Here is a 13,148-nt window from a genome sequence, read left to right on the forward strand (position 1 = left end):
GCACTCAGACACCTTGATGGCATTGGTGGTTCTGAGCAGCGATCGAGGGGTGCTGTTACAAATGATTGCGCTCAGCTCCCGTCCGACGACATCGCGCCGAGCAGCCTGCGTATATCGCCAAATCGCGCGATCGAGCCGAACACCAGTGCCGCCACCGCGACGAAGAACACCGACACCGAAGCCATGGTCGGCGTGTAGCCGTAGCGCAGCGCGTTGAAGATCTTGATCGGCAGCGTCTCGGTGGTGAAGCCGATCGTCATATAGGCGACGATGTATTCGTTGAGCGACAAGACGAAGGCGAAGGCGTAACCCGAGACGAGGTAGGGCAGGATCAACGGCAGCACCACGGTTTTCAGCACTGTGCGGTCGTCGGCGCCCATGGTGGCGGCGGCCTCTACCAGCGAGCGGTCGATCGAGGCAAAGCCCAGCGACAGCGTCACCAGCGGCAGCGTCACGAAGAAGATGGCGTGGCTGATGATGGCGGTGAAGAACTGGCCGAACAGCCCGACCGTCGCCCAGAAGGAGAGGAAGCCGAGCGCTGTGATGACCGGCGGCAGGATGAAGGGGGCAAGCCCCAGCACCTGAAAGATATTTGCCCAGGGCGCGATGCGCCGCCACAAGAACCAGGCCAGCGGCAGCGCCACCGCAACGGCAATCGCCGCCGAACAGACGGCCAGCGTCACCGAATGGATCAGCGCCAGCCGCCATTCCGGATCGGTGAAGATCTGGGCGTACCAGGCGAGCGAGAAACCGACCGGCGGGAAGCTGAGCTCCTGGCGCGAATTGACCGACACGCCGGCGACGACGATCAGCGGCGCCGCCAGGAACAAAGCGACGATGGTGAAATAGACACGGCGCAGCAAGGTCGCGGTCATAGGGCGTTCTCCCTTCTTCCGACGAGCAGTGTCAATCCGACCAGCGCCAGCGAGATCAGCACCAGGAACACCGCCATTGCGGCCGCGAACGGCATGTTGGACTGGTAGATCGCCTGGTCGGTGATCAGCACCGACAGCGTCCAGTGTTGCGGCCGTCCCAGAATCTGCGGCAAAAGATACGAGCCGAGGGCGAACACGAAGACCATGATCAGTGTCGCCACAATGGTGTTGCGCAATGCCGGCGCGACGACGTTGAAGAAGGCGCGGATCGGCGAGGCGCCGAGCGTGCGCGCTGCCTCGAGCAATGTCGGGTCGAGGCGCACGAGGGCGGGGTACAGCACCAGGATCGTATAGGGCAGCGCCTGGTAGACCATGCCGGTCAGCACCGCGCCAAAGGTCGGCAGCAGCGCCACCGGCTTGTCCATCAGCCCGATCGCCACGAACAGATTGGTGATGCCGGCGGTGCGCGAAAACAGCGTCGACCAGGCAAAGCCGATGATGACTTCCGACAGCGACAGCACCGACAGCAGGCCGACCAGCCACAGCGTCTGCACACGGCGCGGCCGACGGGTCAAAAGGTAGGTGAAGGGAAAGGCGATGGCCACGCAGCAGACGGCGACCAGCACCGCCAGCAGCAGCGAAAAGCCGAGCACGCCGCCGAAGAACACCGACAGGAAGCGGGCGTAATTGTCGAACACGAAATCCGGCGTGTAGAAACCGGACGGGTTGCGCTTGAAGAAGCTCACCGCGATCATCGTCGAGAACGGCACGACGAAGAAGACGATCAGCATCAGCGCCGGAAAGAACAGCGGCGTGTAGTCGGCTATCGACTTCGGCGCTTCGCGTCTCATGCGCCGAGCACCACGCAGCTTGCCGGCGGCAGTGTGACGCCGACCTTGGCGCCGACCGGCACGTCATGCCGCTCGCGCGGCGTCGTCACCGCAATGATGCTGGTGCCGCCGACGTCGACGAAGGTCTCGATGGTGCCGCCGAGATCGCGCACGAAACTCACCTCGCCGGTGATGGCCGAGCCGCCGGGGCTGCCGAGATGCACATCCTCGGGGCGGACCGATACAGACGCTTTAGTCTGACCCGCCGGCATGGCAAGACCTGGAATGGCTGTGCCCAGAATGGTGGTGCGCCCGGTGCTGTCGATCTCGGCCGGCAGCAGATTGGTGATGCCGATGAAGTCCGCGACGAAGGCGTCGGCCGGCTTGCGGTAGATCTCGATTGGCGGCGCCGCCTGCAGGATTCTGCCGTGGCCCATGACGACGACCAGGTCGGCCATGGTCATGGCTTCGCGCTGGTCGTGGGTGACGACGATGGTGGTGATGCCCAACCGCTGCTGCAACTGGCGCAGTTCTACCTGCATGGCCTCGCGCAGTTTGGCGTCGAGCGCCGACAGCGGCTCGTCGAGCAGGAACAGTTTCGGCGACAGCGCCAAGGCCCGCGCAATTGCCACGCGCTGGCGCTGACCGCCCGATAGTTTGGCCACCGGACGGTCGGCAAAGCCGGTCAGATGGATGAGGCCCAGCAACTCGTCGACGCGTTTCTTCTGCTCCTCCTTCGAGGCGCCGCGAATGCGCAGCGCATAGGCGATGTTGTCGCCGACGGAGAGATGCGGAAACAGCGCCAGCGACTGGAACACCATGCCGAGATTGCGCTTGTGCGTCGGCAAAGGCGTGATGTCCTCGCCGTCGAGCACGATGGCGCCGCTGGTCGGCTCCTCCAGTCCGGCAATCATGCGCAGCAGCGTGGTCTTGCCGCAGCCCGACGGGCCGAGCAGACACACGAACGTGCCATGCGGCACGTTGAGCTGGACATTGTCGACGGCGGCGAAGTTGCCGAATTTTTTGGTGACGGCGTTGATGTCTAGTCCGGACATGCTCATCCCTTGGAGGGTTTGCTAAGGGGCCGCCGGACTATGCCGGCGGCCGCTGTGGTTCAGACGGATCGAACGGCTCAGCCGACGATCAGCTCGGTCCACTTCTGGTTGATCCAGTCGGCCTTCGACGTATAGAGGTCGTAGCGCGGGATGATCGGATCGATATCCGACGACACGGCTGCGAACTCTTCCGGCTTGAGGTCGAGCACCTCTTTCTTCAGCGTAGGCGTGGTGCCGACCTTGCGCGACATCAGACCCTGCATCGACGGCTGGCTCATATAGTCGATGAATGCATGCGCCTCGTCGACCTTGGTCGAGGCGCGCGACAGCACCCAATTGCCGGAATCCTGGATGCCGCCTTCCTTCGGGAAGGTCGAGCGGACATGGAAGCCGTCGGCGACCGCGAGGCCGGTGACGTCGTGATAATACTGGCCCATCGGGATCTCGCCCGACTTCAGCGCCTGCTCGAACTGCGCCTCGTCGCGATACCACAGCCGGACATTCGGCTTGAGCTCGGCGAGCTTTTCGAACGCCTTGTTCAGTCCGTCCTCGGTGTCGAGCGCATTGGTGCCGCCCATGAAGGTCTTGGCTGTCACTTCGAGCAGGAACGAGTTCGAGGCAAGTGCCAGAAGGCCAAGCTTGTCCTCATTGGCCTTGTCCCACAGCGTCTCCCATGAGGTCGGCGCATCTTTGTAGACATCGGTGTTGGAGACCAGCGTGATCCACCAGGCGACGGCGCCGATGCCGGCAACGCGACCATCCGGATATTTGTTGACGAAGCGCGGCAACAAATCGTTGTAGTGCTTGAACTTCGACGTATCGAGCGGCGTCCACAATTCGGTCGACTGGCCCTTCAGCGTCGAGGTCTGCGACATCATCGAAAGGTCCGCCGGGGCTTGGCCGGCCTTGGACGCCTGTTCGAGCTGCACCAGCCAGGCTTCGCCGGTCGGCTCGGCGACCGACTCGACCGCAATGCCGGTCGCCTTGGTAAAGTCGGGGAAGACGTGCTCGTCGAAGGATTTCTTGAAGTAGCCGCCATAGACGCCGACCTTCAGCGACTTGTCCTGCGCGCGCAGGATCGACGGCATGGCGAGCACGCCGGCTGTAACGAGGCCCGCACCAAGCACGCCGCGCCGTGTCAGGGATTTTCCAATCAGTCTGTTCATCTGGTTTCTCCTCAGTTGATGCCGTTCTATTCCGGCAGGTTCCCTTCACGCACTGTCGCCGCCTGGCGTCAGTGGGCCGCCGCTCGTTGTTCGAGCGTACGGGCGTATTGCGTCAGTGGAAAGCACATGACGAAGAAGATCAGCGCCACCAGCCCGTAGACCTTGAACGGTTCGAAGGTGGCGTTGTTGATGGCGTTCGAGGTTCTGACCAGCTCCTCGAAGCCGATGATCGAGGTCAGCGCCGTCGACTTGATCAACTGCACCAGGAAGCCGACGATCGGCGCCCTTGTGATCGAGAACGCCTGCGGCAGGATGATCAGCCTGAGCTCCTGCAGACGGTGCAGGCCAAGGCTGGCGCCGGCATCCCACTGTCCCAGCGGCAGCGCATCGACGCCGCTGCGCCAGATCTCGGCCAGATAGGCGCTGGCGAAGAAGGTCAGGCCGAGCACCGCTGCCGTCCATGGCTCGATGCGCAGGCCGAGCATCGGCAGGCCGAAGAACATCAGGAACAGCTGCATCAACAGCGGCGTTCCCTGGAACAGGGCGATGTAGCCGGAAGCGACCCGCTGGCTCCATTTATTCTCTGCGATCCTGAAGAACAGCACGATCAGCCCGACCAGCGCGCCGCCGACAAAGGCCGCCAGTGACAACAGCACCGTCCAGCGGGCGGCGAGCAGCAGATTGCGAACGATGTCCCAGAAGGTGAATTCGATCATGTGACACCTGCCCCCAATACGCGGCGCCCGCCTGTGACCAGCAGCCGGCGCAAGGCCATGGACAGGACGAGGTAGACCAGGGTCACGACGAAATAGGTTTCGAAGGACCGGAAGGTGCGGGCTTGCAGCATGTCGGCCTCATAGGTCAGCTCGCGCACGGCGATCTGCGACACCACGGCCGATTCCAGCATCATGATGACGATCTGGCTGGTCAGCGCCGGGTAGATCACCTTGAGCGCCTGCGGCAGCACGATCTTGATGAACACCTGGCGCGGTCTCAAGCCCAGTGCAAGCGCTGCTTCCGTTTGTCCGCCGGGCACGGCATCGAGACCGGCGCCGACGATTTCAATGGTGTAGGCTGCCATGTTGAGCGTCATTGCCAGCATGGCGGCCAGGATCGGATCGAGCCTTATGCCGAGGCTGGGCAGGCCGAAGAAGATGAAGAACAGCTGCACCAGGAACGGCGTGTTGCGCATCACCTCGACATAGACCGCGATGGCGCGCTTCACGAATACCGGGCCGTTGCGCCGGCCGGCAGCGCCCAGGATGCTGAGCAGCGTGCCCACGAGCGTGGTCACGACGATCAACAGGATCGTCGTGGCCGCGCCGCGCGCGATGTCGCCCACAGCGCCTGGGAGCCAGGCAAAGGCCACGAGAACTCAATCCTTGAGGTTGTCGGGATTGAGCGGCGTCTTCAGCCAGGCCTTCGAGCTCTCGTCGAGCTTGCCGTTGGCCAGCATCTTGGCAACCGCGTCGTTGACCGCCGTCTTCAGCCGGTCCTCTTTCTTGTTGAGGCCGATATGCGAAGGCGAGGTCAAGAGCTGGAACTTCTGCTCCGGCTTCAGCGCGTCCTGCTTGGCCAGCACCTGGGCGCCGACATCATTGCCGACCACCATCAGCTGGGTCTGGCCGGAGATGAAGGCCTGGATGACGGAGTTGTAGTTGTCGAAGCGCTTGATGTCGGCCGATGCCGGCGCCGCTTCGGTCAGCGACGTATCCTCCAGCGTGCCTCGATTGACGGCGATCGACTTGTCGGCGAGATCTTCCTTGCCTTTGACCGAAAGCGCTGCCGGACCGATGACGGCGATGTAGTAGGGCGCATAGGCGGCGGCGAAATCGATCACCTCCTCGCGCTCCTTGGAATAGCCGACGCTCATCAGGATATCGACGCGCTTGTCGGTGAGATACGGGATGCGGTTCTGGCCGGTGACGCTGACCAGATTGAGCTTCACCTTGAGTGAATCGGCGATCGCCTGCGCGACGTCGACGTCGTAACCCTTGATGCTCATATCGGCGCTGGCCGAGGAGAAGGGCGGAAAGTCGGAGAAGATGCCGACATTGATGGCGCCGGCCTTGGTGATGTCGTCGACGGCGTCGGCATTGGCCTGGGAGGCGAAGCCGAGGCCGGCGAGCATCAGCGCAGCGGCGATGGTTGATTTCATATGGATTGTCATTGGTATTCCCCTTCTGGAAGCTTGTTTGTTTTGGAAACGGCCGCCGGCTCCAGCGCGGCGGCCGCCTTTGCATGTGAAATCCGTCAGGCCCCCTTGCCGGTGATCGCCGGGCTGAACACCATCAGGCTCAGGATCTCGAACAGGACCTGGGCGCCGACATGGGCGGTGTTGGTGGTCGCGTCATATTGCGGCGCCACCTCGACGACATCGCCGCCGACAATGTTGAGACCTTTCAAGCCGCGCAGCAGTTCGAGCACCTCGCGCGTCGTCAGGCCGCCTATTTCCGGCGTGCCGGTACCCGGCGCGAAGGCCGGATCGACACTGTCGACGTCGAAGGAAATGTAGGTCGGGCCGTCGCCGACGATTTTGCGCGCCTTCTCGATGATGGCGGGGATGCCGAGACCCGTCACCTCTTCGGCATGCACGACCGTCATGCCGGATTCGTAGGTGAACTCCCACAGATACTCGGCCGAGCCGCGGATGCCGATCTGGATGGTGCGGGTGGGGTCGAGCACGCCGTCCAGCACCGCGTTGCGGAACGGTCCGCCATGATGGAACTTGGTCATGTCGAACAGCCCGCTTGTGTCGCAATGGGCGTCGATATGGATCATGCCGACCGGCGCCTTCTTGCCGACCGCCTTCAGGATCGGATGGCTGATCGAGTGGTCGCCGCCGACCGAAAGCGGCAGCACGCCGGCATCGACGATCTGGTTGGTGCGGCGCTCGATGTCTTCGTGGCTGACCTCCAGCCGGTAGCGGCTGCGGAACGGCGTGTCGCCGATGTCGGCGACGCGCAGCTCATGCGTCGGCGCGCATTCCAGCACATGATTGTAAGGGCCGATGCGCTCGATGGCGCGCAGCGCCCTGGGTCCAAAGCGCGAGCCGGGCCGGTTGGTGACGCCGAGATCCATCGGCACGCCGATGATCGCCACCTGCAAATCGCCGAAACCCGGATTGTCGGCAGCGATTTCACGGTAGGGCGCGGCGAGGAAGGTGGGGATGCCGGCATAGGGCGCCAGCCTTGTGCCGCTCTTGGAGAAGATCTTGTCGGCGACCTTGCGGAACTTCGGGTCGAACATCTCGCCGCCATGGCTCTCGCCATACTTGCGGCGCAAGGCTTCCAGCTTGCCTCTGTCATAACCCATGTCGGTCTCCTCCTGCGGGCTGATGCATGCGGCCGTGGCGACACCTGCGAACTGACCATCATCCGGCCGGGCCGCTGTCCCGCTGGCTGCCTGTAGATTTCACGTCATTGATGCTGTTGACCTGCCAAAGTGTCCGGCAGCGGCATTGAAAAATCAATTGATATTGTTACGGTGCTGATTGTGAGAAAATCTCACAGAGTATCCGGTTGCTCATGGCCAAGCGTCTGCCCCCCTTGAATCCCCTGCGCGCCTTCGAGGCGACGGCGCGGCATGCCTCGCTGACCAAGGCGGCGAGTGAGCTCAACGTCACCCATGGCGCGATCAGCCACCAGATCAAGGCGCTCGAGCAATCACTCGGCGTAAAACTGTTCGAACGCACCGGACAGCGGGTAAAGCTCACCCCGCACGGCGCCGAATTGCTGCCGGCGGTCTCGACCGCCTTCGACGGCATCGCCGCCGCCACCCAGCGCATGACCAGGCCAGCCAGCGCCGGTACGCTGTCGGTCTCCTGCGTGCCGGCGCTGCTGCTTCTGTGGATGACGCCGCGGCTCGGCAGCTTCATGGCGCAATATCCTGATATCAGGTTGACGCTGATCCCGTCCAACGACCCCAAGGACATCCGCGCCCCACAGGTCGATGTCTGCGTGCTCTATGGCGACGGCAGCTGGACCGATTGCTGGATGCGCAAATGGTCGGGCCTCGAACTGTTCCCGGTGGTCAGCCCGACGCTGATCAACAACCGGCCGCTCCGCATCTGCCGGGATCTTGCTGGCCATGTCATCCTGCATGGCGATGATGGCCGCGAATGGCACACCTGGCTGGCCGCCGCCGATGGGCTCGACCTCGAACGTGGCCGCCGCCACCATCTCGGCGACGCCCGTACGGCGATCGAAGCCGCGGTGCACGGACATGGCGTGGCGCTCGGCGATTCCGTCACCGCCAGCATGCTGCTCGCCAGGGGCCTGCTGGTGGCGCCGTTCAGCCTGTCGGTGCCGGCGGTCGATGATTTCTACGTCGTCTGCCGCAACGAGATGCGTTCGGCGCCGATCGTGCAATTGTTCGTCGACTGGCTGTTTGCCGAAAAGGAACAGGCCGACAGCCGGGCCGACGCGCCGGTGGCCGGCCGCATCGGCAGCCGCAGGAAGCGTCCGGCGCTGCGGGTGGTGGGCGCCAAGAGTTGAGGCTGGACCTGAGCGGCTGCTTTTTGTCGGGCCAGCCCGGAAAGCGGGAGGCGCTTTCAAAAATTCAATGCTAATAAGCTCTTGCCCGGCAATTCCAGGAAAACTGTGCGGCGGTTTCCCGTCCGGAATTGCGTAAGAAAGACGTGAGCAGCGAAGGCGACGGCAGGACATGGCAAGAACCGATATAGCGCGGCGCGTCTACAACCACACCTGGAAGCTGGACCCGATCGTCCGCAGCCTGCTCGACACCGATTTCTACAAGCTTCTGATGCTGCAGATGATCTGGGGCATGTACCCCAAGGTCGACGCCACCTTTTCGCTGATCAACCGCACCACCTCGGTGCGGCTTGCCGACGACATCGACGAAGGTGAATTGCGCGACCAGCTCGACCATGCCCGCACGCTGCGCTTCTCCAAAAAGGAGATGATCTGGCTTGGCGGTAACAATTTCTATGGCCGCAAGCAGATCTTCGAGCCGGAATTCCTCGCCTGGCTGGAAGGTTTTCGGCTGCCCGACTACGAGCTGTCCAAGCGCGACGGTCAGTACGAGCTCTCCTTCAGCGGTCCCTGGATGTACACTACGCTGTGGGAAATCCCGGCGCTGGCGATCATCAATGAGCTTCGTTCCCGCGCCGCCATGCGCGCCTTCGGTCCCTTCGCGCTTGACGTGCTCTATGCACGCGCCAAGGGGAAGATGTGGGCCAAGACCGAACGCTTGAAGGCGCTGCCCGGCATCCGCATCTCCGATTTCGGCACCCGCCGCCGCCATTCCTTCCTGTGGCAGCGCTGGTGCGTCGAGGCGCTCAAAGAAGGTATTGGCGAAGCCTTCACCGGCACCTCCAACGTGCTGCTGGCCATGGACAACGACCTCGAAGCGCTCGGCACCAACGCGCATGAACTGCCGATGGTTTTTGCCGCCCTTGCCAAGTCGGAAAAGGAATTGAAGGAATCGCCCTACAAGGTGCTGCAGGACTGGCAGCGTTATTATGGCGGCAACCTGCTGATCGTGCTGCCCGACGCTTTCGGCACCGCATCCTTCCTGCGCGACGCCCCGGACTGGGTCGCCGACTGGACCGGCTTCCGCCCCGACAGCGCGCCGCCGATCGAAGGCGGCGAAAAAATCATCGACTGGTGGCGCGAGAAGGGCAAGGACCCCAGGCAGAAGCTGCTGATCTTCTCCGACGGTCTCGAGGTCGAAACCATCGAGGAGACCTACAGGCACTTCAAGGGCAAGGTGCGCATGTCCTTCGGCTGGGGCACCAACCTCACCAACGATTTCGAAGGCTGCGCGCCGACCGAAACCAACAGCCTGGATGCGATATCGCTGGTCTGCAAGGTAACGGAGGCCAATGGCCGGCCGGCGGTGAAGCTGTCGGACAATCCGGCGAAAGCGACGGGCGACAAGAAGGAGATCGAGCGCTATCTCCGGATTTTTGGCGCGAAGGACCGCGTGGAGCAGCTGGTCAAGGTTTGAGGGTCGGCGGGTGCCTTGCTGGACGAAATGGAAATCGCGATAGCGTGAGTTCCCGCCCACCCCCCTCTGTCCTGCCGGACATCTCCCCCGCAAGGGGGGAGATTACCCCGTCATCTCCGCCTTCGCTAATCTCCGACGTTGCAAAGGAAGCGCCGGCAGGGCAACTGCCAATCTCCCCCCTCGAGGGGGAGATGTCCGGCAGGACAGAGGGGGGCGTCGTAGAGCGCGGCTGTCACCGGCCAACCCTTATCACCACCACCCTCACACTCCTCCCCAACCCTGCCTTCGCCCACGCCTCCGACCGCGGCCACGTCCTCCTCCTGCCCACCGGCTACTACATCGCCGGCGGCGCGCTCGCCGTCGCCGTCAGCTTCCTCGTCCTCGCCCTGCTGCCACCCGCAACCCTCGACCGCTTCTGGCGCCGCCGCTTACAACTTTTCACCTTCAGCGACACCGCCCGCACAGTCATCAGCCTCATCTCCTTTGCCGGCTTCGCAACGCTCATCGCCGCCGGCCTGTTCGGCAGCCGCGACCCGCTCTCCAATCCGCTGTCGCTAACCATCTGGACGCTGCTCTGGGTCGGCCTTGCCATCGCGCAAGGCCTGTTCGGCGATCTCTGGTCGTGGCTGAATCCATGGTATGGCCCGCGGCGGATCGAAAGCCGCCTGTTCAAGTTTCGTGGCCGTGAGGGACAGGAATCGCGTTTGCCTTCATGGCTCGGCTGCTGGCCGGCCGTTATCCTGTTCTTCGCCTTCGCCTGGTTCGAGCTGATCGACCCGGCGCCCGACGACCCGGCGCGGCTTGCCTATGTCGCCGGCCTCTACTGGTTGCTTACCTTCATCGCCATGCTCGCCTTCGGCTACCGCGATTGGAGCCGGCGCGGCGAATTCCTGACGATCTTTTTCGCCATGGTGGCTCGTTTCGCCATCGTCGAGCGCGATGAACACGGCCGCCTCGCTCTCTGCTGGCCCGGCGCAAAACTGCTCGGCGCAGCGCCCCTGCCGGCAAGCGGTATCGCCTTCCTGCTGCTCAGCCTGTCATCGGTGTCCTTCGACGGCCTGTCGAAAACCTTCTTCTGGCTCGGCCTGTTCGGCATCAACCCGCTGGAATATCCCGGCCGCACCGCGCTCATCGGCATAAGCAGCTTTGGCCTCGTGCTGACCTTCGTCTTGCTCGCGGCGGCATTCCTGCTGGCCGTCATACTCGGCCAGCGCCTTGCCGGCAGCCGACATTCCCACGGCGAGGCCGCCGGGCTGCTGGTCTGGTCGATCGTACCGATCGCGCTCGCCTATCATGTCGCGCACTATCTGACGGCGCTGCTGGTCGACGGCCAGTATGCGATCGCCGCTTTGTCCGACCCGTTCGCGCTGGGATGGAACCTGTTCGGCGCCGCCGACATGCAGATCGAGGCCGGCATCGTCGCCGGGGCCCACTCCGCCTGGTGGCTGTGGAACCTGCAGGCCGGCATCATCATCGCCGGGCACATGCTGGCGGTGCTCGTTGCCCATGGACTGGCCTGGCGACTGCACCAGGTGCCATCGCGCGCCGCCCTCAGCCAGTTGCCGCTCACCATGCTGATGATTGCCTACACGATCTTCGGCCTGTGGTTGCTTGCCACGCCGACGGCCGGATGAGACAAGCTGATCCACATGCCTTTGCGGAAAGCCCGCTTGCAAGCTCTGTGCTTTGGTGATTTAGTTTGTACACATGCAATTTCTGCCCCTCCTGCAAGGGAGGGCCTTGCCTCGTTACAGACAGTCAAAACTCAAAAACAGGGGAACTGCCGTGACTGACAAGAATGGGTTTTTCGATCTCTCCAAATCATCCACCCTTAGCCGCCGCACCGCGCTGAAAGGTCTCGCCGCCGGCGCCGGGCTGACGCTCGCGCCCGGCTTCGTCCGCTACAGCCAGGCGCAGAGTTCAGCGCCAATCAAGATCGGCTTCCAGTCGCACCGCACCGGCATCGGCGCCGCCTATGGCCGCTGGTATGAAAAGACCAGTGCCGCCGCGGTCAAGGCGATCAACGACGCCGGCGGCATCAATGGCCGACCTGTCGAACTGGTGATCGAGGATGACGGCACCGATCCCGGCCGTGGCGCCGAGGTGGTCGGCAAGTTCGCCACCCAGCACAAGACCGACATCGTCTTCGGCACGCTGTTCTCGCATGTGGTGATCGGCTCGGCGCCGGCCGCCGGCGAAAACAAGATCCCGTATTTCGTCGTCAGCGAAGGCCACCACGTCGCTTCGACCAAGCTCAACCGCTACGTCTTCCAGCCTGGCATCACCGATGTGAAGAGCCAGATCCAGTCGATGGCGCCGTGGATCGCGGCCAATGCCGGCAAGAAGGTGACGCAGATCTTCCCCGACTTCGCCTTCGGCTACGACCATCGCGACTACCTGCCGCCGGCGCTGAAGGCGCAAGGCGCCGAGGTCATCGCCCAGATCGCCATCCCGCCGACAGAGTCGTCTTTCACGAAATACTTCCCGCAGATCCCGGCCGAGACCGAAGTCATCTACCATGTCATGGTCGGCCCGGCCGTGCTCACCTTCGTCAAGGAACTCGGCGAGTTCTACGGCTCCAACCGGCCGCAGCTGTTCGGCTTCATCGATTCGCTCGAAGCCACCGACATCAACAGCCCCGGCCTCGAATTTTTGGACGGCAGCCATTTCTGGGAAGGTTCGCCGCGCTATGCGCAGGCCAATGACTCGGCCGCGCAGAAAGCCTACCGCGCCGCTGTCGGCATCGACGACAATGGCGCGGCCGTCGGCGACCCCAAGGACGTCTCCACCGCCGCCCACATGTTCGGCTGCTGGGAAACGCTCTATGTCGTCAAGAAGGCCATGGAAGATGCCGGCTACAAGGGTCCGGAAGACCGCGCCAAGCTGGTCGAGGCGACCGAGGCTCTGACCGAATTCGCCGAAGGCCCGGAGCATCCGCAAGGCCCCAAGACCTTCAACGGCAAGATCCACCAGTGTTTTGGCATCCAGAACATCTCCAAGGTCGAAGGCGGCAAGATGAAGGTCGTCCACAAGACCAAGATCGAGGACGGGCTTTACGAGGCCGAAGGGGATTATACGACGCAGGCGCTGTGAGGCGCCTTACCCTCCCCCTTGTGGGGAGGGTCGGCACGCAAGCTTCGCACTTTTGCGAAGCATGCGAGACGGGGTGGGGGTCGCGCCGGCCCGTGCCCAACCCCCCCCCCCCCGCCGCGCGGGCCCCCAACCCCCCAACGGGGGGGTAGGGCGCCCCGG

12 protein-coding genes are annotated in these 13,148 nt (G+C 63.5%); 4 read left to right on the plus strand and 8 right to left on the minus strand.

Translation table 11 applies throughout. From position 1 onward, the window contains the following. Positions 1–71: 71 nt before the first annotated feature. The 8 genes from NKI10_RS23710 to speB form a co-directional block, all read right to left on the minus strand. Complete coding sequence (locus NKI10_RS23710; RefSeq protein WP_023671272.1) at positions 72–875, minus strand: ABC transporter permease; 804 nt, start codon at positions 873–875, stop codon at positions 72–74. Beyond that, entirely contained in the window at positions 872–1,726 is an 855-nt protein-coding gene (locus NKI10_RS23715) for an ABC transporter permease (protein WP_023703699.1), read from the minus strand. Before NKI10_RS23715 ends, NKI10_RS23710 begins: the two co-directional genes overlap by 4 nt. Beyond that, positions 1,723–2,760 carry an ABC transporter ATP-binding protein gene (locus NKI10_RS23720; RefSeq protein ID WP_023671274.1) on the minus strand — a complete coding sequence of 346 codons (1,038 nt, stop codon included), beginning with the start codon at positions 2,758–2,760 and terminating at the stop codon, positions 1,723–1,725. Before NKI10_RS23720 ends, NKI10_RS23715 begins: the two co-directional genes overlap by 4 nt. 77 nt (positions 2,761–2,837) lie before the next feature. Beyond that, the gene (locus NKI10_RS23725) at positions 2,838–3,926 is read right to left on the minus strand and encodes an ABC transporter substrate-binding protein (RefSeq protein ID WP_502897572.1); all 1,089 of its coding nucleotides are present in this window, start codon (positions 3,924–3,926) and stop codon (positions 2,838–2,840) included. 68 nt (positions 3,927–3,994) lie between these two features. Further along, positions 3,995–4,642, minus strand: coding sequence for an amino acid ABC transporter permease (locus NKI10_RS23730; RefSeq protein ID WP_023739697.1), 648 nt, complete (start codon positions 4,640–4,642; stop codon positions 3,995–3,997). Continuing rightward, positions 4,639–5,295, minus strand: coding sequence for an amino acid ABC transporter permease (locus NKI10_RS23735; RefSeq protein ID WP_023671277.1), 657 nt, complete (start codon positions 5,293–5,295; stop codon positions 4,639–4,641). The genes NKI10_RS23730 and NKI10_RS23735 overlap by 4 nt, the downstream gene beginning before the upstream one ends. A gap of 6 nt (positions 5,296–5,301) precedes the next feature. Beyond that, positions 5,302–6,096: a transporter substrate-binding domain-containing protein gene (locus NKI10_RS23740; protein WP_352538023.1), complete on the minus strand. Its 795-nt coding sequence runs from the start codon at positions 6,094–6,096 to the stop codon at positions 5,302–5,304. Between the two features lie 83 nt (positions 6,097–6,179). Further along, complete coding sequence (gene speB, locus NKI10_RS23745) at positions 6,180–7,241, minus strand: agmatinase (protein ID WP_352862127.1); 1,062 nt, start codon at positions 7,239–7,241, stop codon at positions 6,180–6,182. A 212-nt stretch (positions 7,242–7,453) separates the two neighbouring features. Between speB and gcvA the strand changes: the two genes are divergently transcribed. The 4 genes from gcvA to NKI10_RS23765 all read left to right on the plus strand — a co-directional run bounded on the left by gcvA (position 7,454) and on the right by NKI10_RS23765 (position 12,989). Beyond that, the gene (gene gcvA / locus NKI10_RS23750) at positions 7,454–8,422 is read left to right on the plus strand and encodes a transcriptional regulator GcvA (protein WP_023671280.1); all 969 of its coding nucleotides are present in this window, start codon (positions 7,454–7,456) and stop codon (positions 8,420–8,422) included. A 169-nt stretch (positions 8,423–8,591) separates the two neighbouring features. After that, a complete protein-coding gene (gene pncB, locus NKI10_RS23755) occupies positions 8,592–9,896 on the plus strand; it encodes a nicotinate phosphoribosyltransferase (protein WP_023683568.1) in 1,305 nt (434 codons plus the stop codon). A 191-nt stretch (positions 9,897–10,087) separates the two neighbouring features. Beyond that, complete coding sequence (locus tag NKI10_RS23760) at positions 10,088–11,530, plus strand: hypothetical protein (RefSeq protein WP_352862128.1); 1,443 nt, start codon at positions 10,088–10,090, stop codon at positions 11,528–11,530. Between the two features lie 151 nt (positions 11,531–11,681). Beyond that, positions 11,682–12,989, plus strand: coding sequence for an ABC transporter substrate-binding protein (locus NKI10_RS23765; RefSeq protein ID WP_352740194.1), 1,308 nt, complete (start codon positions 11,682–11,684; stop codon positions 12,987–12,989). The last annotated feature ends 159 nt before the right edge of the window (positions 12,990–13,148 follow it).

The organism is Mesorhizobium sp. M0802, assembly GCF_040320115.1.
GTDB lineage: Bacteria > Pseudomonadota > Alphaproteobacteria > Rhizobiales > Rhizobiaceae > Mesorhizobium.